At 65.2% G+C, this 18,769-nt stretch carries 15 protein-coding genes; 8 read left to right on the top strand and 7 right to left on the bottom strand.

The features are described from left to right. The first annotated feature begins 829 nt into the window (after nt 1-829). On the top strand, nt 830-2,620 hold the full coding sequence (locus XH93_RS33160) for an adenylate/guanylate cyclase domain-containing protein (protein WP_194470687.1): 1,791 nt from the start codon (nt 830-832) through the stop codon (nt 2,618-2,620). A 46-nt stretch (nt 2,621-2,666) separates the two neighbouring features. Here XH93_RS33160 and XH93_RS33155 read toward each other — a convergent pair whose 3' ends face one another. The 6 genes from XH93_RS33155 to XH93_RS33130 all read right to left on the bottom strand — a co-directional run bounded on the left by XH93_RS33155 (nt 2,667) and on the right by XH93_RS33130 (nt 9,770). Further along, entirely contained in the window at nt 2,667-3,248 is a 582-nt protein-coding gene (locus tag XH93_RS33155) for a TetR/AcrR family transcriptional regulator (protein WP_194470686.1), read from the bottom strand. Between the two features lie 42 nt (nt 3,249-3,290). After that, nucleotides 3,291-4,757, bottom strand: a complete 1,467-nt coding sequence (locus XH93_RS33150) for an amidase family protein (RefSeq protein WP_194470685.1) — start codon at nt 4,755-4,757, stop codon at nt 3,291-3,293. Between the two features lie 311 nt (nt 4,758-5,068). Then, entirely contained in the window at nt 5,069-5,782 is a 714-nt protein-coding gene (locus XH93_RS33145; protein WP_139864058.1) for an ABC transporter ATP-binding protein, read from the bottom strand. Then, complete coding sequence (locus XH93_RS33140; protein WP_194470684.1) at nt 5,779-7,548, bottom strand: ATP-binding cassette domain-containing protein; 1,770 nt, start codon at nt 7,546-7,548, stop codon at nt 5,779-5,781. Before XH93_RS33140 ends, XH93_RS33145 begins: the two co-directional genes overlap by 4 nt. Beyond that, nucleotides 7,545-8,588: a branched-chain amino acid ABC transporter permease gene (locus tag XH93_RS33135; RefSeq protein ID WP_194470683.1), complete on the bottom strand. Its 1,044-nt coding sequence runs from the start codon at nt 8,586-8,588 to the stop codon at nt 7,545-7,547. The genes XH93_RS33140 and XH93_RS33135 overlap by 4 nt, the downstream gene beginning before the upstream one ends. Before the next feature lie 21 nt (nt 8,589-8,609). After that, nucleotides 8,610-9,770: an ABC transporter substrate-binding protein gene (locus XH93_RS33130; RefSeq protein WP_194470682.1), complete on the bottom strand. Its 1,161-nt coding sequence runs from the start codon at nt 9,768-9,770 to the stop codon at nt 8,610-8,612. An 81-nt stretch (nt 9,771-9,851) separates the two neighbouring features. Here XH93_RS33130 and XH93_RS33125 point away from each other — a divergent pair, with 81 nt between their 5' ends. The 7 genes from XH93_RS33125 to XH93_RS33095 all read left to right on the top strand — a co-directional run bounded on the left by XH93_RS33125 (nt 9,852) and on the right by XH93_RS33095 (nt 16,852). Further along, nucleotides 9,852-10,676 (top strand): alpha/beta fold hydrolase, encoded by an 825-nt coding sequence (locus XH93_RS33125; protein WP_194470681.1) that lies wholly within the window; start codon nt 9,852-9,854, stop codon nt 10,674-10,676. Nucleotides 10,677-11,171: 495 nt separating this feature from the next. After that, on the top strand, nt 11,172-11,969 hold the full coding sequence (locus XH93_RS33120; RefSeq protein ID WP_194470680.1) for an aspartate/glutamate racemase family protein: 798 nt from the start codon (nt 11,172-11,174) through the stop codon (nt 11,967-11,969). Nucleotides 11,970-11,977: 8 nt separating this feature from the next. Next, nucleotides 11,978-12,406, top strand: coding sequence for an organic hydroperoxide resistance protein (locus XH93_RS33115; protein ID WP_305825956.1), 429 nt, complete (start codon nt 11,978-11,980; stop codon nt 12,404-12,406). A gap of 30 nt (nt 12,407-12,436) precedes the next feature. After that, on the top strand, nt 12,437-13,615 hold the full coding sequence (locus XH93_RS33110; protein ID WP_194470679.1) for a thiolase family protein: 1,179 nt from the start codon (nt 12,437-12,439) through the stop codon (nt 13,613-13,615). Further along, entirely contained in the window at nt 13,612-14,853 is a 1,242-nt protein-coding gene (locus XH93_RS33105) for an SDR family NAD(P)-dependent oxidoreductase (protein WP_194470678.1), read from the top strand. The genes XH93_RS33110 and XH93_RS33105 overlap by 4 nt, the downstream gene beginning before the upstream one ends. A gap of 33 nt (nt 14,854-14,886) precedes the next feature. After that, complete coding sequence (locus tag XH93_RS33100) at nt 14,887-15,669, top strand: cyclase family protein (protein ID WP_194470677.1); 783 nt, start codon at nt 14,887-14,889, stop codon at nt 15,667-15,669. 28 nt (nt 15,670-15,697) lie between these two features. Next, the gene (locus tag XH93_RS33095) at nt 15,698-16,852 is read left to right on the top strand and encodes an ABC transporter substrate-binding protein (RefSeq protein WP_194470676.1); all 1,155 of its coding nucleotides are present in this window, start codon (nt 15,698-15,700) and stop codon (nt 16,850-16,852) included. 186 nt (nt 16,853-17,038) lie between these two features. Here the strand turns inward: XH93_RS33095 and XH93_RS33090 are convergent, their stop codons facing one another. Continuing rightward, on the bottom strand, nt 17,039-18,661 hold the full coding sequence (locus tag XH93_RS33090; RefSeq protein ID WP_210340410.1) for an AMP-binding protein: 1,623 nt from the start codon (nt 18,659-18,661) through the stop codon (nt 17,039-17,041). Nucleotides 18,662-18,769 lie beyond the last annotated feature (108 nt).

Genomic DNA, 18,769 nt, shown 5'->3' with positions numbered 1-18,769 from the left:
CGCCACCTGTCTCGTTTCACAACGGAGCACCAAAGCCTATCTTACGGCAAGCCATCCACAAGCGATGCAGATCGTCGTCTGATGGGGAATCCGAATGGTCCATGCCGGTTTCGATGCACTCGTTCTTCAGTGCTCTGTATTGCGGCGATCCGTAGAAATAGAGACCTACAAGTATGGCGAGGGCTAAGCCTACACCCATTATGGCGCGCCGCATTAGATTTCGCTGTCAATCATGAGGCTCCTCGTCATAGTTTCGCGGAGAGCCATCAGCAAAGACCGCTTCCAAATGGGAGGCAAAAAACGTGGCGGATTTTTTGGTGCGATCCTCAACCCATATGCAATCACACGGATAGTCGCTGCGGTTGGGAAGCCATAAACGTTCGGGCCACACGCGCTCGATCATCATGATCGGGCCGCCGGTCTTGTGGACTACGAGGTTTCCGGGTCTGAGGCGCACGAAGAGGAACCTACTCGATTTGCATCAACGTGATCTTCCTCGGTGAGCCAGCAACTGCCGCGTTCGCTTAGGACATTGGCAACCATGTGACGTCCGCTATGAGTCAATGGCCGCCCTTGATGGTTGAACCGAACCGCGTCCGCTCTTTCTCATTAAGCCGACGTTACGATGGCCAAGGGGACCGTCGGCTGTGGGTCATTTTCGACGGTTTCAGCCAGCCAGTAGCCGCATGAGCGCAGCGATATGCGGGAGTTCGTGACCCCGCATATCGCTTCGCTCATGCGGCTACTTTGGGTCAGAAGCGGGCATCAGCCTCCGTAGGCATCCCATCCAATCTGTCGTACAATCACATCTAGCTTTGGGTCGCAGGCCATGGTGCAGGAAAGGCCAGTCCGGGTGAAGCGCAGGTTGTTGGCCATATTGGCGGCCGACGTCGCTGGCTATTCGCGGCTCATGCATAGCGACGAAGAGGCCACACACGCTAGGCTAACTACGCTCCTCGTGGAAGCTGTCCACCCGGCTATCGCCGAGCATGGCGGCCGCATAGTGAAGAACACCGGAGACGGGTTCTTGGCGGAGTTTCCGAGCGCGGTCGAAGCGGTTCGAGCTGCCTTGCAGTTCCAAACCCGCGTCAGCGACCTTACACTTGGCGAGGCGGAAGACAGGCGCATTGCTTTTCGTGTGGGCATTAATATCGGCGACGTGATTGTAGAGCCACACGACATCTTTGGAGACGGCGTGAACATTGCGGCGCGGCTTGAGAGCATCGCAACTGCCGGCAGCATATGCATCTCGTCTTCTGCCCACGAGTATGTCCGAGGCAAGGTCGACGTTGAGTTCACCGATATGGGCGAGCAGACGTTGAAGAATATCGCCCGCCCGGTCCGCGCCTATGCCGTGGTCCGAGAAGAGCACAGCCCGGCTACGCACGCTGAGCGCGCCGGGCCGGGCGCGCACTCAGCGCCTCGTCTTTCCATCGTTGTGTTGCCTTTCGTCAACCTCAGCGGCGATCCCCAACAGGACTACTTTGTCGATGGTGTGACCGAGAGCCTGACCACAGATTTGTCACGCATTAGCGGCTCATTCGTTATCGGCCGACATACCGCATTTGCCTACAAGGGCAAGGCGCTGGACCTAAAAAAGATAGGGCGCGAGTTAAACGTCCGCTATGTGCTCGAAGGCTCGGTGCAACGAAGTGGCAACCGCCTTCGGGTCAATGTGCAATTGATCGACGCAGAGACCGGCGCCCACCTGTGGGCCGACCGTTTTGACAAGGCTGTCGCCGACTTGTTCGAGATGCAAGACGAAATCGTGGCGCGGCTCGCTAACGCGCTCGATGCCGAACTTGTCGCTGCCGAGGCTCGCCGAGCGGAGCGTTCATTGCATCCCGATGCACGGGACCTGGTTTTTCAAGGCCTTGCGTTCTTATACAAGGGGTGGACGCCCAAGAATTTGACCCAAGCGCGCGACTTTTTTGAACGAGCGATAGCCCTCGATCGCGAGAGCATTTCTGCAATGCTCGGCATTGCGAGTACCCACGTCGCGATGTCAGCAATTTTCGTGGACGATGACCGCGATATGCAACTCGCGGCAGCCGAAGTGTTGTCTGACAGGGCGCTGTCCCTTGCGCCGAACCACGCCTTGGCCCACCTGACATTGGGTGCTGTGTACATACTGACGAACCGCGCAGCACAAGGTATTTCTGAATGCGAGCATGCGTTAGCAATTGATCGCAACTTGGCTTTCGCCCACAGCGGAATTGGTTTGGGAAAACTCTATTTGGGACGCGCTGCTGAGACGGAACGACACGAACTCAGGGCCCTCCGTCTCTCCCCTCGCGATCTTAGCGCGTATCAATGGATGTTTTTTGTAGGTCTAGCCAAGGTACATCTCGGTTCTGATGCTGAGGCCGTCGATTGGCTGCGAAGGAGCGTAGAGGCCAACCGCGGTTTTCCACCTAGCCATCTCATCCTCGCCGCAGTCTTGGCCTTACTCGGCGTACTGGACGAAGCGCGAACTTCTGCGAAGACTGGACTTGCACTCAATCCAAGTTTCACTCTCCGTCGGTTCCGTCTCGAAGCACCTAGCGACAATCCGATTTTCCTTGCTGCGCGCAAGCGTATCCACGAGGGCCTGCGCTTGGCTGGGATACCGGAGGGTTGATGTCGCCCAAGGGTCAGAAGCGGATATCAGTCATTGGGCCCGCACTTTAAGGCGATGGCGTTCGCGCCAAGTGCAACGCGGCCGCAACGCCTCCATCCAGGATCTGTTGCGCTTCGGCAGTGGAAGGCACTGCCCGCGCAAGCTGCAGGGTCCCCACCATGAGGCCGAAGATGACCCTCGCGCGCCGGCTGTTATCGGCAGAATCTCCGCCGGGAAGTAACGCGGCCAAAGTCGCAACGTAGCTTCGCAGCGCCTGCTCGTAATCCTGCCTGGTGGACAGCGGCTGGCGGGCGATTTCCGGAAGCAGCGCCGCGGAGGGACACCCGTCGGCGGGGGCTTCGAGGTGGGCGCGGTTCAGGTATCGGCGGACCGCGCCTTCGAGGTCGAGGCCCCTGAGCTGATCTTCCTCGAGGCAATGCTGCTGGTCGCCCAGCGCTTTCGCCAGCGCCTCGCGAACCAGCACGTCCTTGGACTCGAAGTGCGGGGAGAACGCCCCTTTGGTCAGGCCGGCCGCGCCCATGATCCCCGCAATCCCCGTCGCGGAGATGCCGTCCCGGCGCACACACTTCGATGCCACATCGACGATGTGCCGTCGTGTCGACAGCTTGTGACCTTTCTCGAAACGCATCTTCTGCCAACTCCTCGAATGTCCCGCTACCGAGTCACGGTGCTAGATTGCGGTCGGCCTGGGACCCAAAACGCCTTCGATCTTGCGGGCAAGCACCAAAAGCGTCCGGTCGCTACCGGGCGAAGCGTCAAGCTCAAGGCCAATCGGCAGTCCGGTACGAGACACACCGACAGGGAGACTGATTCCCGGCAGCCCCACGCTGCTCGCCGAGACGGTGTGGTTCGCCAGCGCGAGGTAGCTGACATCCTGCCCCGCGATCCGGACCGTCGCCTGCTCCTCGATCGAGGGCGCGGTGCATGGCGTCGTCGGTTGCAGCATGGCCTGCGCCCCATGAGCGACGAACGCCCTGTCGAAACGGCGCTGGATTTCAGGCCGGCTCACCTTGAGCGCCGTCTGATAGGCCTCTGCCGAGATAGCACCTGCACCGCCCGGCAGCACGATGTGTCCCCACGCCTGCCGAAGCTGGGGTTTGAGCCCCTCGTAGATCGCCTCGAACGTGGTCGGGACGTCGTGGCGGCGAAGGAATTTTGAAATTGCGCCCATCGTCTCATGCGCGAAGATGCTCCATGTCGCGGTTTGGATGAGGGCGTTGAAATCGTCACCAAGGTCGACCTCGACGATTTCGGCGCCGGCATCCTGCAGCCGCCTAAGCACGTCGCGGAAGCGTGTCTCGACTTCCGAATCCACAAGATCGAGGAACTGTCGCGGCGCGAAGGCCAGCCGGGCTCCCTTGAGATCGTAACCACCGTCGAAGGACTCGGCCGCCTGTTCACCGGTCACGACCCGATCCAGCAAAATGCAGTCCTCGACGCTTCGGGCAAATGCGCCCGTGGTGTCGAGCGTATGGGAGATCGGAGCAACGCCGTTGCGCGGCCAGCGTCCGGTGGTTGGTTTGAATCCCACGACGCCACAGAACGATGCCGGCACCCTGATCGATCCGACGGTATCGCCTCCGAGGGATGCGGGCACGATGTTGGCGGCGACGGAGGCAGCGGAGCCGCTCGAGGAGCCGCCCGACACGTGATCTCGTTCGTGCGGATTCTTCACCTGGCCGTAACGCGCGTTATGGCCGGTCAGGCCGTAGGACATCTCGACGAGGTTGTTCTTGCCGAAGACCAGGGCGCCCGCGCGTTTGATGGCGCGGACGGCGTCCGCATCTTCGCGCGGCACGAAGTGGGCGAGGCCGTCCAGACCCAGGCTCGTCGGTATCCCTTTCGTCAGATAACTGTCTTTCACCCCGAGCGGCACGCCCAGCAGCGGAGCCGCCGATCCGGCCGCACGTGCCTTGTCCGCATCCCGCGCGGCCTCCAACACGGCGGCCTCGTCGATGCTGATGAAGGCATTGAGTTCGGCAAGCGTTCGGGCGCGCGCCAGAAGCGCCCCGGTGTAGGCTTCCGACGTGATATCGCCGTTGCGGATGGCTGCTGCGGCGGCCGCGAGCCCCAGCGACGTGGGATCCATGGCGTCTCGCGGTGCGCGATAGTCTGAGATGGCGATCGTGTCGTTCATGAAGTCCTCGCAAAACGCTGTTTTCGGCATCCGCGCTGCCCTCAAGCAGCAGCTCATATGCGATTACGGTCGTAATATAACATTACGATCGTAATGCAATGGCCGTGTTTGGCTTCTCTGGACACATGCGCGTGAGGCGCCGACGGAGGCGATGGATAGGGCCGCCAATAGTCGGCAGATGGCGTCTTGGCTCGCCGCGCGCGTCATGACGCCGACTCTACCCCCTAGATTTAGTGTGTGCGGACGGAGGCGAGGCCCCAACCCTACTTTGCATGGGGTTGTTTTTGCGGTTTTGGTCCCGCGCCTGGCCTCTAATGCCCGCCGAGATAGGCCGCGATCAGTTTTGGATCGTGGATCAGGGTGTCGGCCGGCCCGGACTGGATGATCTCGCCGGTCTCCAGCACATAGCCGTAGTCCGCCGTCTCGAGCGCGGCGCGGGCGTTCTGCTCGACCAGCAGCACCGAGACGCCGAGGCTGCGCAGCGAGGCGATGGTGCGGAAGATTTCGCGCACGATCAGCGGCGCCAGCCCGAGGCTCGGCTCGTCGAGCACCAGCAGTTTTGGTTTCGCCATCAGCGCGCGGCCGAGTGCCAGCATCTGCCGCTCGCCGCCCGACAGCGTGCCGGCGGCCTGCTTGCTGCGCTCCTTCAATCGCGGAAAGCGGTCGAACACGTCGTCGAGGCATTGTCGCGTCGCCGAGCGGTCGCGCAGACTGTAGGTGCCGAGCAACAGATTGTCGGCGACCGACATGTCGGCGAACAGCTCGCGCTTCTCGGGCACGAGACAGAGCCCGCGCTCGACGCGGCCCTCGACGTCGATCTTCGCCAAGTCCGCGCCCTGGAACAGCATCCGTCCCGTGGAGCGCAGCAGGCCGATCGCGGCCATCAGCAGGGTGGTCTTGCCGGCGCCGTTCGGGCCGATCACGGTCACGATCTGTCCCTGCTCGACCGACAGCGAGACGTTGCGCACCGCCTCGACCTTGCCGTAGGCGACCGACACATTCTCGATCGACAGCATCCGGGTCATGCGACGCCTCCGAGATAGGCCTCCTGCACGCGGGCGTCGCTGCGGATCGCCGCAGGCCCGCCCTCGCAGAGCTTTGAGCCGAAATCGAGCACCACGATGCGGTCGACCAGCGACATCACGAACTCCATGTCGTGCTCGACCAAGAGGATGGTGAGGTGGTCGGCGCGCAGCGACCGCAGCAGCTCGGCGAGCTTCTGCTTCTCCTGGCGGCGCAGCCCGGCGGCGGGCTCGTCGAGCACCAGCAGCGTCGGATCGGCGGCCAGCGCGCGGGCGATCTCCAGCACGCGTTGATTGCCGAGCGGCAGATTGCCGGCGAGTTCGAACGGCTTGTCGCCGAGCCCGACCCGTTCGAGCTGCTGCAGGGCCTCGTAACGCGCGCTCGCTTCCTCGGCCTGGTTCAGCCGCATGGCGCCGGCGAACAGGCCGGTGCTGGTGCGCGCATAGGTGCCGAGCAGCACGTTGTCGAGCAGGCTCATCCGCGGCCGCAGCTTGACGTGCTGGAAGGTGCGGGAGATGCCGGATCGCGCAATGCGGAACTGCGCATCATGCGTGATCGACCGCCCCGCGAACTTGATCTCGCCGGCATTGGCGCGCAGCGCGCCGGTGAGCAGGTTGAACATCGTGGTCTTGCCGGCGCCGTTCGGCCCGATCAGGCCGAGGATCTCGCCAGAGCGCACCTCGAACGAGACGTTGTTGACCGCGACCAGGCCGCCGAAGCGCTTTTGCGCGCTGCTGACCTTGAGCAGCGGCGTGCCCGGCGCCGGCTGCTCGCGGCGCGGCAGCGGCTTGGCCGGCTGCGGCCGCGACATTTTCAACTCGGGCAGGAAGCCAGCGAAGAACGGCACGATGCCCTGCCGCGCCCGCTGCAGGAACAGGATGAACAGCGCCGAGAAGACGACGATCTCGAGCTGGCCGGAGCCGCCTTTCACGATCAGCGGCAGGTAGTCCTGCACGGAATTCTTCAGCAGCGTCACGATCGCGGCACCCACCACGCCGCCCAGCACGCTGCCGGCACCGCCGACCATCGCCATCATCAGATATTCGATGCCCATGCTGGCATCGAACGGTCCCGGGCTGACGAAGCGGCCGAGATGGGCGAACAGCCATCCGGACAGCGCGCCCAGGAACGCGGCGATGACGAAGGTTGTGAGCTTGATCTGGAACGCGCTGATGCCGAGGCTCTCGACCAGCGTATTGCCGCCGCGCAGCGCCCGCATCGCGCGGCCGAGCCGCGAGTCCAAGAGATTGTAGCAGAGCAGCAGCATCGCGCCGACGATGGCCCAGATCAGGAAATAGATCTGCCAGCTCTCGACCAGCGCGACCGGGCCGATCGAGATCGGCGGAATGCCGGAAATGCCGTTGTGCTCGCCGAGCCCCTGGATGTTGCCGAACAGGAATGCGATCGCCAGTCCCCAGGCGACCGTGCTCAGCGACAAGAAGTGGCCCTGCAGGCGCAGCGTCACGAAGCCGAGCATCGCGGCGATGCTGCAAGTCAGGGCCACGGCGAGCAGCAGTCCAAGCCACGGCGAATGGCCGTTCAGCGCGGTGACCCACGCCGTCGAATAGGCCGCGACGCCAACGAAGGCGGCCTGGCCGAACGACACGATGCCGCCGACCCCGGTCAGCAGCGCCAGCCCGATCGCCGCCAGCGAATAGACGCCGATATAGTTCAGCAAGGTGATGCTGAACGGATTGAGCACGAACGGCGCCGCGACCAGGCAGGCGATGACAGCGAGCGCGATGAGGCGGATCTGCGTCGGGGTCATTCCTCGACTTCCTCTTCGGAATGCTGCGAGGCGAGCGAGCGCCAGAGCAGGACGGGGATCAGCAGCGAGAAGACGATGACGTCCTTCAAGGTGCTGCTCTGGAACGAGGCGAAGCTTTCCAGAATGCCGACGCCGAACGCGCCGAGCGCCGCGCCCGGATAGCTGGTCATGCCGCCGACGATCGCGCCGACGAAGGCCTTGAGGCCGATCAGGAAGCCGGAGTCGTAGAAGATGGTGTTGACCGGAGCGATCAGGATTCCGGAGACGCCCGCCATCAGCGATCCCAGCAGGTAGGCGATGGTGCCGGCGCGCGCCGGCCGGATCCCCATCAGCCGCGCCCCGGTGCGGTTGAAGGCGGTGGCGCGCAGCGCCTTGCCGAGCAAGGTGAAGTCGAAGAACAGCAATAGCAGCCCGCTGAACACCAGCGCCGCCACGAGGATCAGCACCGTCTGGCCGGAGACGTGAACGCCGGCGATCTCCATGCCGAGCGAGGTCAAGGGTTCGGTCCGCACGCCTTCAGGCCCGAAGAACAACAGGCCGAGGCCGACCAGCGCAAAGTGCAGCGCGACCGAGACGGTGAGCAGCAGCAGCACCGAGGCATCCGCGATCGGGCGGAACACGATGCGGTCGAGCAGCGGCGCCACCGGCATGATCAAGAGCAGCGCCAGCACGATTCGCACCGGCATCGGCGGATTGAAGCGCATCGTCAGCCAGACGATGCCGACCACGACCAGCGGCAGCACGAGATAGCCGAGAATCGCTCTCGGCACCGAGCGAAGCTCGCCGGCGCGCGCCAGCGAGCCCACTTCCATCACGCAGGCCATGCAGGCCAGCACCACGACCAGCCCGACCGTTCCGGGAAGCTGGCGGGCATCGAGCGCCGCCAGGGTCAACGCGGTGAACGCGGCGATGTCGCCAAACGGGATGAAGATCACCCGCGTGACGGTGAAGATCAGCACGGTGCCGATTGCCACCAAGGCGTAGACCGCCCCGGTCGCAATTCCGTCGATCGCCAGGATCGCTGCAATATCTGCCGTCATGCTCTCGGCCGTTCCTGATTGCTAGGGCTCGTAGGTCCAGGCGCCGTTGACCAGGCGCACGATCACCAGCGCGCGCTCGTCGACGCCGTGATAGGCGCCCGCCTTGAAGTTGTAGATCGCGTGCACGCCGGCGAGTTCCTTGGTGTTGAGGATCTCGTCGCGCAGCGCCTTGCGGAATTCGATGGTGCCCGGCTTTGCGGTTTTCAGCGCGCGCTCCGCGGCGGTGGTGAAGATCCGCCAGCCGTCGAACGAATAGGCCGAGAAGCCGTCGGTGGTCGGGACATTGTTGGCCTTCAGGAACGCGGCGCGGAATTCCAGCGCGAGTTTCTTGGCGAAATGGTTGTCCGGCAACTGCTCGGCCACGATCACGGGGCCCGCGGAGACCTGGATGCCATCCGCGGCCTTGCCGCCGACGCGCACGAAATCCGGATTGACCAGCGCGACGGTGCCGTAGGTCTTGCCCTTGAAGCCGCGCTCGCCGAGCGCCAGCAGCGGCAGCGCGCCTTGTGTGCCGGAGCCACCGATCAGAACCGCATCGGGACGCGCCGCCAAAACTTTCAGGATCTGGCCGGTCACCGAGGTATCGACCCGCGCATAGCGCTCGTTGGTCAGCACCTTGATGTCGTCGATGGCTTCGGCGGCCTTGGCGCCGTTGTAGACGAGGTCGCCCCAGGCGTCGGAGAAGCCGATATAGCCGATGTTCTTCATTGCATCGCGCTTCATGCGGTCGGCGACCACCTTGACCAGCAGCGAGGCGGGCTGCGGCACGGAGATGCCCCACTGATCGGCCGGGTTCGGCTGTCCGGTGACCGGAGAGACGGCGATCATCGGCACCTTCAGTTCGGTCGCGACCGCCATCATCGCGATGGTCGACGGCGCCGTTGCGGTGCCGATCAACAGATCGACCTTCTCCTCCTCGATCAGCTTGCGCGCGGCGCGGGTGGCAGCCGACGGATCGGAGCCGTCGTCGAGCTGGATCAGCTTGATCTTCTCGCCATTCACCTCGCTCTTGTACTCGAGCGCGGCTTGGATGCCGCGGCCATAGGGAATGCCGATCGAGGCGCCTGGTCCGCTGAGCGATGTCACGAATCCGACCGTGATGTCGGCCTGCGCGGTCGAGGCCGTGACGAGGCCTGCCAAAAGAGCCGTCGAGAGTGCAGTCAAACTCAAGATCTTGCGCATTGCATTCCCCTTGGTTGAAAACAGCCGCTAGCTGGGCAAGATGTCAGCATCGATCGCGATCGGACCGACAGGAGTTGTGAAATGAATGCTAGCCGTGCCGGCTCCGAAATCGAGCGCCGCTTCGTCGCGACGCGCCTTGGCCGCATCCATGTCGCCGAAGCTGGCGCAGGGTTTCCGGTCCTGCTGCTGCACCAGACGCCGCGCTCGTGGGACGAGTATCGCGACGTGCTGCCGCTGCTCGGCCGCGATTTCCGCACGATTGCCATGGACACGCTCGGCTTTGGCGATTCCGACCGGCCGGCAGATCCGCCGTCGATCGAATTGTGGGCGCAAGGCGCGCTCGCCCTGCTCGATGCGCTGGAATTGCCGCGCGCGGCGATCGTCGGCCACCACACCGGTGCCGCGATCGCGGTGGAAATCGCGGCGCGCGCGCCGGCACGGGTGAGCGCGCTGGTGCTCTCGGCCTGTCCCTTCGTCGATGCGGCGCGTCGCGCCAAGCACGAAAGCATGCGGGTGATCGACGACGTCGAGACGCGGAGCGACGGCGCCCATCTCAGCGAGCTCTGGGCGCGCCGGCAGCCGTTCTATCCGGCCGGCAATGCCGATCTGCTGCGGCGCTTCATGATCGATGCGCTGCGGGCCGGCGAGATGGCGGCGGAAGGCCACCGCGTGGTGAACCGCTATCGGATGGAGGATCGTCTGGGGCAGATCCAATGCCCCACGCTGGTGATTGCTCCGACAGACGATCCGCACGCTCATCCGGCGGCTCCGAAGGTTGCTGGCGCGATCGGCGGCAGTGTCCTGCGCGAGCTCTCAGGAGGCATGGTGCCGCTTCCCGATCAGATGCCTGAGGTATTTGCCGGCGTGGTGCGCGATTTCGTGGCGGGTCACGTCGCCGGGTCGTGAGACGCCGCATCCGATCGCGGCGAATGCGAACCCGCCCGTCGCACCTGCTGTTCCGAGCTCGATGATCTCAGCCACGATTGAGGAACCTTTGGCAACGCAACAATCGGCGCGATGCGCGCCCCCTGGAAGCGCCGCCGCCTGTCAATTGTTTAAAGCCTAAAGTATTTCCTGACGGAACGTCAATACGCCAACTCCGCGGTTTCCGAGAAAAGTTTGCGGCAGTTTCGCGCGGTCATAAGCGCTGCGTTCGCTTGTGCAAAAGGGAAAGGCGTCAATTGCTCGCCGTTTCGGCAATGTGTTGCCGCTCGTGCATGAAGCGCGTCGGCACGCCGTTCGATTGACGCCAAAATTATTTTGTGCTTGAAATATTTCGGTCGATGAGACGCCGCCATTGCAGCGGCGCGCGTTCGCAACGACAGGCTCGCGTGTGTGTCGTCAGCCCTGGCTTCGGCGGTTCGAGGATCGGCACGGTCGCCTGTGAACAGGATTTCCGCTGTGCGCATCTTCTGGCAGAGCTTCGTCGACCGCACCTCGAGCGCGCCCTACATGGCGCGGCTCGCCCATTACCTGAACGAGATCGCCGCACCCGGCACCAGCGTCCATGTCGAGGGCATCACGCCCGCCGATCGCGACTTCGGTCGCCTGAGCGAATTCCGTTGCGCGATCCAGGCCGTCGACAACGGGCTCGCGGCGCAGGAGCGCGGCTTCGATGCCTATGTCATGGGCCACTTCCAGGATCCGGGATTGTACGAGCTGCGCTCGGCGCTGACGATTCCCGTGACCGGCGTCGGCGAGGCGACGCTGCTCGCGGCGTCGCAGCTCGGACGCCGCCTCGGCCTTGTCACACTCGATTCTGCTTTCGAGGTCTGGCACTACGAGCAGGCTGATCGCTACGGCCTTGCCGGCCGCATCGTGCATGTCACCGGCATGGGCTGTCGTCCGGAGGATTTCAGCGCCGCGTTCGCCGGCGACGCCGAGGCAAAAGCGCGCATGCTGCGCGACTTCACCGTCTGCGCGCAACCGTTGCTCGATCGCGGCGCCGATGTCGTGATCCCGGCCGGCGTGCTGCCCGGGTTGCTGATTGCGAGCGAGCACGGCTTCAAGATCGGCCACGCTCCCGTGGTCAATTGCGCGGCGGTGGCGCTGAAGAGCGCCGAAATGTGGGTGCAGTTGCGGCGCCTCAACGGCACCGAGCCGAGCCGCGGCCCGAGCTTCGCGCTGGCCAATGAGCGCGCCCGCGAGGATTTTCGTGCGGCGGTGGCGCGCACGGCCACCGAGACCAAGCCAGACTGAGGACACGCATGCTGCAGCCCGACAAGATTCTGTATGAAGCCGAAGTCACCGCCACCGGCGGACGCGACGGCAAGGCGGCGAGCGACGACGGCCTGCTGTCGGTGGCGCTGTCGTTGCCGAAATCGCTCGGCGGTCCCGGCGGGCCGGGCACCAATCCGGAGCAGCTGTTCGCCGCCGGCTATGCGGCGTGCTTTCTCGGCGCAGTGAAGCTCGTGGCGCGGACGCGCAAGATCACGCCGTCGGCGGAACCGACCGTCACTGCCAGAGTCGGCATGGGACCGGTCGCGGTCGGTTACGCGCTCACCGCCGAGCTGAAGGTGCGGATCCCAGGCGTGGAGAAATCCGTCGCCGAGGACATCGTCGCCGGCGCGCATGAACGCTGTCCTTATTCGAACGCGACGCGCGGCAATATCGACGTCAAACTGACCGTGCGCTGAGTGGTCTTGCGGCGGGAATCCGGCAGTCAGATGCAAAACTCCATCCGCACACCTTATGACCGGGTCGTGATGGCAGTTCCGGTGACGATCCCCTATGTGCGCTACTCGATCGAGAGCGCGCAATGGTGGATCGGGCGTGCGCTGAAAGCGCTGGTCGACGGCGCCGGGATCACGCCGCGCGATATCGACGGGTTCTGCGTGTCGAGTTTTACGGCTGGCCTCGACAGCGGCATCGGGCTGACCCAGCATTTCGGTCTCTGCGTGCGCTGGATCGACACCATTCCGCTTGGCGGGGCCAGTGCGATCGCGGCGCTGCGGCGCGCGGCGCGGGCGGTGCAGGCGGGGGATGCGCGGATCGTGGCTTGCGTCGCCGGCGACACCAACCACGTCGATTCCTTCCGCACCACGCTGGAGAACTTCTCGCGGTTCAACCAGGACGCCGTCTATCCCTATGGCGCCGGCGGCGCCAATGCCAGCTTTGCGCTGATCGCGCGCAATTACATGAAAACGTTCGGCGCGCGGCGCGAGGATTTCGGCAAGATCGCCGTCGCCCAGCGCGCCAACGCGCTGCGCAATCCCAACGCCCTGATGAAGACGCCGCTGACCATCGAGCAATACATGGCGGCGCGGCCGATTGCCGACCCGATCCATTTGTTCGACTGCGTGATGCCCTGCGCCGGCGCTGAGGCCTTTCTGGTGATGGGCGAGGACGACGCCGCGTCGCTCAATCTGCCGGCGGCAAAAATCCTCGCCACCATCGAGCGCCACAACGCGTTCGGCGATGATCCGGTCCAGGTCCGCGGCGGCTGGGCGATGGACGTCGACGAGCTCTACGCGATGGCCGATGTGAAGCCCGACGATCTCGATTTCGTCGAGACCTATGACGATTATCCCGTGATCTCGATGATGCAGTTCGAGGACCTCGGCTTCTGCCGCAAGGGCGAGGGGCCGGATTTCGTGCGGCAGCACGATTTGACGATCGATGGCACGTTCCCGCACAACACCTCCGGCGGCCAATTGTCGGTCGGGCAGGCCGGCGCCGGCGGCGCCTATCTCGGCGTGGTCGAGGCGATGCGCCAGGTGCTTGGCATCGCCGGGCCGACCCAAGTCAAGGATGCGCGCATCGGCCTGGCGTCGGGCTTCGGCATGATCAATTATGATCGCGGCCTCGCCTCGGGCGCGGCGATTCTCGCGGGGCCAGGCGCATGATCGACCCGATCGCGAAACCGCGCCGGAAAAATCCGCTCGCAAGGACGCGGCTGCCGACCTCGCCGCCGCGATCGCGCAGCCGCACCGCGCACGGCTTCACCCGCGCCGCCGCCGAGGGCCGCTTCATGCTGCAGCGCTGCGGCGCCTGCGCGGCGTTCTGCTATCCGGCGCGCGACGCGTGCCCCGCCTGCTTGTCCTGCGATCTCGCCTTTGTCGATGCGCCGCCGCGCGGCACGCTGCTCAGCGAGACCACGCTGCACGTGCCGGCCGACGTGCATTTCCGCGAGCGCGCGCCATGGCGCGTCGGCCTGGTTGCGATGGATTGCGGGCCGACGCTGGTGACGCACCTGCATGCCGATTGCGAAGAAGGCAAGCTGGTCGTGATGTCGTTTCAGCTCGACAAGAGCGGGCAGGCGGTGGCCTTCGCGCACCCCGAACGTGAGACCCCCAACATGACGGACGACAGGCAGTGGCGTGAAATGACCGCCGATCCGAAATTCCGCCGCGTTCTGGTGACGAACGGGCGCAGCATCGTCGGCCAGGAAGTCGTGACTGCGCTGAAGGCGGCCGGTGCATCGATCGTGTTCGTCGGCGTCGCCGAGCCGTGGAAGCCGTTCCGCGGCGAAGAGGCGCTGCGCGCGCTCGATGGTGTCGAGATCGTGCCGCTCGACATCGGCGACGAGAAGTCGGTCAGGGATCTCGCGGCCGATATCGGCGGCAAGGTTGATATCCTGATCAACACTACTGAGCACGTCCGCGCCGGCGGGTTGCTCGATCGCCAGGGCACCAGCGTGGTGCGCGACGAGATCGACCAGAGCTATCTCGGCGTCGTGCATCTGGCGCAGGCGTTCGGGCCGGCGATGCGGATGCGCGGCGCCGACGGCGTCAACAGCGCCGCGGCCTGGGTCAATATCCTGTCGGTTTATGCGCTGGCGAACTGGCCGGCGTTCGGCGCCTATTCGGCCTCGCAGGCCGTCGCGCTGTCGCTGTCGCACAGTTTGCGCGCGGAGCTGCGGCCCGGCGGCGTCAAGGTGGTCAACGTCTTCACCGGCCCGCTCGACACCGAGTGGTTCCAGACCGTGCCGCCGCCGAAGGTCGCGCCGCGCGCGGTCGCGAACGCGATCGTATCGGCGCTGAAGCGCGGCCTCGAGGATGTGTTCGTCGGCGACGTCGCCGAGGAAATCCGCCAGCGCCTCGCGGCCAACCCCAAGGCGGTCGAGCGCGAGCTTGGTTCATAAGCGAGCGTGCTGAAACAAAACGGGAGAAGCGCCATGGACAGCAACAGCCTGATGCAATTTGCCGGCGCCGTCGCCTCGGGCGCGGTGCGCGTCGTCGACCTGACTTTTACGCTCAGTCCCGATTTCCCCGTCATCGTGCTGCCGCCCGAATTCGGCCAGGCCGCGCCGGTGCGCATCCAAAAGATTTCGCAATACGACGCCGCAGGTCCAGCCTGGTACTGGAACAATCTCACCTTCGGCGAGCACACTGGCACGCATTTCGACGCGCCGATCCACTGGTTCACCGGCAAGGATCTGCCGAACAATTCGGTCGACACGCTGCCGGTCCGCGACATGATCGCGCCGGCCTGCGTGATCGATTGCTCGGCCGAGGCGGCGAAGGATCCGGACTTCCTGCTGTCGATCCCCGTCGTCGAGGCCTGGGAGAAGCGCCACGGCAAGATTCCGCCGCGGCATTGGGTGCTGCTGCGCACCGACTGGTCGAAGAAGGGCTGGCGCGACTACGCCAACCTCAAGGACGACGGCGCGCACACGCCCGGGCCCGATGCCGCGGTGATGCGCTGGCTGGTCGAGGAACGCGACGTCATCGGCTTCGGCACCGAAACCATCGGCACCGATGCCGGCCAGGCCGGCCATCTCGATCCGCCCTATCCGGCGCATCATTTCCTGCACGGCGGCGGCCGCTACGGCCTGCAATGCATGTGCAATCTCGATCAGCTGCCGCCGACCGGCGCGGTGATTGTTGCCGCACCGCTGAAGATCCAGAACGGCTCGGGCAGTCCGCTGCGCGTGCTGGCGCTGGTGGCGGGGTCCTAAGTCCTTATCGTCCACACCGAGTGAAATCATGAACAAGAAGACTTTGTTGATCGGCGCCGCGTTGCTGCTTGGCGTCATGGCTCCGGCACGCGCGGACATCCTCGTCGGCTTCGTCACCGGGCTGAGCGGGCCGGTGTCCTCGATCGGCGTGCCCAACGCCAAGGGGCTCGCGGCCGGCCAGGCCTATGTCGGCGAGGTCGACGGCGAGAAGGTCCGCGTCATCCAGCTCGATGACGGCTCGGATCCGGCCGCGTCGACGCGCAATGCGCGCAAGCTGGTGGAGCAGGAGAAGGTCGATTTCCTGATCGGCACGTCGGGCGCGCCGCAGACGCTGGCGATGGCCACCGTCGCGGTCGAGATGAAAGTGCCGATGGTGGCGATCTCGCCGATCGCGCCGGTGCCGGCCGGCGAGGGCGGACCATGGGTGGTGCAGACGCCGCAGCCGACGCCGCTCTTGGTGCAGGGCATCGTCGATCACATGAAGAGCCGCGGCGTGAAGACCGTGGCCTTCATCGGCTTCTCCGATGCGTTCGGCGACCTGATGTACAATTCGCTGGCGGACAGCGCTGACAAGGCCGGCATCAAGGTGACCGCGAACGAGCGCTATGCACGGTCCGACAGCTCGGTCACCGCGCAGGTGCTGCGCGCCATGTCGGCGCGGCCCGATGCGATCATGCTCGGCGGCACCGGAACGCCCGGCGCGCTGCCGGTGATCGCTCTCGCCGAGCGTGGCTACAAGGGCCCGCTCTACGGCAATCACGGCATGATCAGCGCCGACTTCCTGCGGCTCGCCGGCAAGTCGGCGGAGGGCATCATCTGCCCGACCGGACCGGTGACCGCGGCCGAGCAGCTTCCCGAAAGCAATCCGATCCGCAAGGTCGCGCTGGCGTTCCGCGCCGCCTATGAAAAGGCCAATGGCGAGCCGCCGGCCGATGCGTTCTCGCCCTATGCGTTCGACGGCTGGCTGGTGTTCATGGACGCCGCCAGGCGCGCCAAGGCGACCGGCGCCGCGCCGGGCACGCCGGCGTTCCGCACCGCACTGCGCGAGGCGCTGTTCACCACCAAGGAGGTGGTCGGTACGCACGGCATCTACAGCTACACGCCCGCCGACCGCCACGGCGTCGACGCGCGCGCGCGGATTTTGGTGCAGATCGAGAACGGCAAGTACAAGCTGCTGCAGTAGTTGAACGGCGGCCATGCAGGCGGTGCGCTCCCTCGCCCCGTTCTTACGGGGAGAGGGTTGGGGTGAGGGGCCGCTTCCGCATATACGGCAATAGCGGTGTTCGCGGAGGCTCCCCCTCACCCGGATCACATCTTCGATGTGATCCGACCTCTCCCCGCAGGCGGGGAGAGGTGAAGCGAAAGCGGCTCAGCCGTGGCGCAGCTTGGCCTTGAGCGGGCGCAGGTCGATCGCGCGGCCCGCGGCGACTGCCGCGGCTGCGAGCGTCTTGATCTCGCCGCGGGCGAGCTTGCGCGTCGATGATAACGGCAGTTCGCTGGCGAATGCGATATAGCCGGGCACTTTGTGGTAGGCGAGCCGCTCGGCGCAGGTTTTGACGATCGAGCTCGCGAGTGCGTCGGCGTCGTCGACCTTCGCATTCGGCACGATGAAGACAAACACCTCCTCGCCGCGGATATCGTCCGGAACCGGGGTCACCGCGCAGCTGCTGATGCGCGTATCCATGTAGAGCGCGCTTTCGACCTCGAGCACGCCGATGTTCTCGCCGCTGCGCCGCACGATGGTCTTCTTGCGGTCGAAGAAATACATCAGCCCGTCTTCGTCGGCGAACACGAGGTCGCCGGTGTGGAACCAGCCGCCTTGCCAGGCGGCTTCGGTCGCTGCCTCGTCCTTCAGGTAGCCGCTGAAGAAGCCGGCGCGCGGCGCATCGCCCTTGGCGCGGACCAATAGCTCGCCGGGCTTGCCGAGTGCGACGTCGGCACCCTGATCGTCGACCAGGCGATAGTCCATGCCGTCGGACGGCCGGCCGACGCAGCGCGCGCCAAAGCCGGCCGGCTCGCGCGCAGTGGTGGTGGCCGCGGCGCCGCCGGTCTCGGTCATCGCCCAGGCCTCGACGATCGGGATGCGGTAGCGCTCTTCAAACGTGGCGCGGTGGCGGACGTCGACGCCAGGCGCAAAAGCAAAGCGCACGCGATGCTGCCGCTCGACCTCGGTCACCGGGAGCTGCAGCAGGATCGCCGGGATGACGCCGAGACAATGCACGACGGTCGCGCCGCTCTCGGCCACGCACTGCCACCAGCGGTTGGCGTGAAAGCGGTCGAGCGGCACGACGGCGCCGCCGAGCAGCATCATCCCGACCGCGCTGCAGCCGAGCGCATTCATGTGGAACATCGGCAGCGGCGTCAGATTGACCTCGCGGTCCGGCTGCAATTCGGCCGCGCCGCCCTGCGCGAGATACCAGTCGGCGACCTGCAGGAAATAGCGGTTCGAGAGCATGCAGCCCTTCGGCTTGCCGGTGCTGCCCGAGGTGAACAGGAGCGCGCATTCATCGTTGAACTCCGGCTGCTGCCGCGTGACGTTGCTCGTGCAGGACGGAATGCGGCCGTCGGTGTCGATCAGGCGGGCACGTCCGAGCGCCGCATCCTTGGTGACATGGATGCGATCCGGCGTCGCCACCAGCAGGTCGGCCTCCGACAACTCGAGCTGGAACGAGAGCTCGTCGGGGCGAACGTCGGGATTGATCGGAACGATCGAAACCCCGAGCGCATTGAGCGCGAGCCAGTGCAGGAAGAACACCGGGCGATTTTCCAACAGCAGCGCAACGCGCGCGCCATGTCCGTAGCCTGCGGCCGCATAGTCCGCGCGCAGCCGGTCGACCTCGGCCTTGAATGCGCCATAGGCGAAATTGAAGCCATCGGGCGCGTAAGCCAGTCCCGCCGCCGCGGGCGCCAGCAGGAACGGCGCGTCGGGGCGCCGAGCGGCGGTGGCCATGAAGGCGTCGGAGGGCGATCGATAGGGGATGTCGCGGCGCATTGCGGGCAGTGCTCCTGTTGATGCCTCCGGCCGCGCTTGCGGCGACGGCCCTGTACGCAGCCCTTGCCGTGGCCGCGGCTTTGGTTGATACTTTAAGCCTAAACTATT

The organism is Bradyrhizobium sp. CCBAU 51753 (genome assembly GCF_015291565.1).
GTDB lineage: Bacteria > Pseudomonadota > Alphaproteobacteria > Rhizobiales > Xanthobacteraceae > Bradyrhizobium > Bradyrhizobium ivorense.
This window is presented reverse-complemented; position numbering and strand designations above follow the sequence as displayed.